The 1,340-nt window shown below is 69.6% G+C and carries 1 protein-coding gene; it reads right to left on the reverse strand.

Going from position 1 to position 1,340, the window contains the following annotated elements; all coding sequences use genetic code 11:
* Window positions 1-20: 20 nt before the first annotated feature.
* Window positions 21-1,097 carry an IS110 family RNA-guided transposase gene (locus tag IEZ15_RS43960; RefSeq protein ID WP_189282515.1) on the reverse strand — a complete coding sequence of 359 codons (1,077 nt, stop codon included), beginning with the start codon at window positions 1,095-1,097 and terminating at the stop codon, window positions 21-23.
* Between the last annotated feature and the right edge of the window lie 243 nt (window positions 1,098-1,340).

Raw genomic sequence — 1,340 nt, forward strand, 5'->3', positions numbered from 1 at the left:
GCTGGATGCTCCTATGGTTGTCAAGCCGCTGGAACGAGGTCGGTTTGAGTGGTTCGTTCCGTGGGTGTGGTGGTCAGGGCTCGGTAGACCTCGCGGGCGACGAATCGCTTGAGGCAGCGCATGATGTCTTTCTTGGACAGGCCTTCCTTGGTGCGGCGTTCGACGTAGGCGCGGGTGCGGTCGTCGAAGCGCATGCGAGTGAGCACGATGGTGTGCAGCGCGTTGTTGGCGGCCCGGTCGCCGCCGCGGTTGAGGCGGTGGCGGTGGGTGCGTCCTGAGGAGGCCGGGATCGGTGCGACCCCGGCGAGGTGCGCGAATGCGCCCTCGGATCGCATGCGTTCGGGGTTGTCCCCGGCTGACACCAGCAGCTGGCCCGCAGTCTCGGGTCCGATGCCGAACAGCTCTAGCAGCGCGGGGGCTGCCTGCTCGACCAGCGGGCCGATCTCCGCGTCCAGCTCGGTGATCTCGGCGTCCATGGCCTGGTGACGGCGGGCGAGCCGCCGCAGTGCCGCCCGGGTAGCCGCCAGCGGGCGGGACAGGTCATGGCCAGGCCGCAGCCGGGCCAGGGTGCGTATCAGCGCGGCGCGGTCCAGGCCGGCGACCTGTTCGCGCAGCATCGCGGGCGCCGAGACGAGCAGCCCGCGGATCTGGTTCATGGCCTGGGTGCGGGCCTTGACCGCGCTGCGGCGCGCGATCCGCAGTACCCGCACCGCCTCGACCCCACCGTCCCGGCTCTTAGGGACGCCGGTGGCCCGGCCCGACAGCACGGCCGTCGCAGCGGCATAGGCGTCGATCGGATCGGACTTGCCCTTCATCCGACGGGTCTTGCGGTCTGGGCGGTCCACGTCGATGACGGTGATCCCTGCGGCGGTCAGCACGCGGGCGAGCTCGGCCCCGTAGGCGCCGGTGCCCTCCACCCCTACCGCGACGAGCGTGCCGTGGGAGCGTATCCAGTCGAGCAGGTCGCGGTAGCCGCGGATGGTGGCGGGGAACTCCTGGTCGGCCAGGTGCCGTCCGACCGAGTCGATCACCGCGGCGTGGTGGGTCTGGCCGTGCGTGTCGACTCCGCCGGTGATCTGAGGGGTGTTGTGCGTCATGCTGGTCGTGTCCGTCCTTGCGAGAGTCCGTTCCGGGGGCGGCACGCGCCGGCCGGGCTGGCGGACAAGACAGTGATGGGGCTTTTGAACCAAGCTCCTATAAAGTCACGAATGCCCGTCCGGTCGCGTGTCAGTGGCTTCTCCGAGTGGATCGACGGATCCAGCGCAAGACAGTCCGACGACGTCCGTCTGCCCATGAGTCAGACCCCTCGGAGAAGCCACTGACATCCTCACTGTCTGCCC

The organism is Streptomyces atratus (assembly GCF_014648655.1).
Classification (GTDB): Bacteria; Actinomycetota; Actinomycetes; order Streptomycetales; family Streptomycetaceae; genus Streptomyces; species Streptomyces atratus.

Coding starts and splice junctions, on each gene's coding strand:
- IEZ15_RS43960 (WP_189282515.1), bottom strand. CDS start 1,097: ATGACGCACAACACCCCTCAGATCACCGGCGGAGTCGACACGCACGGC.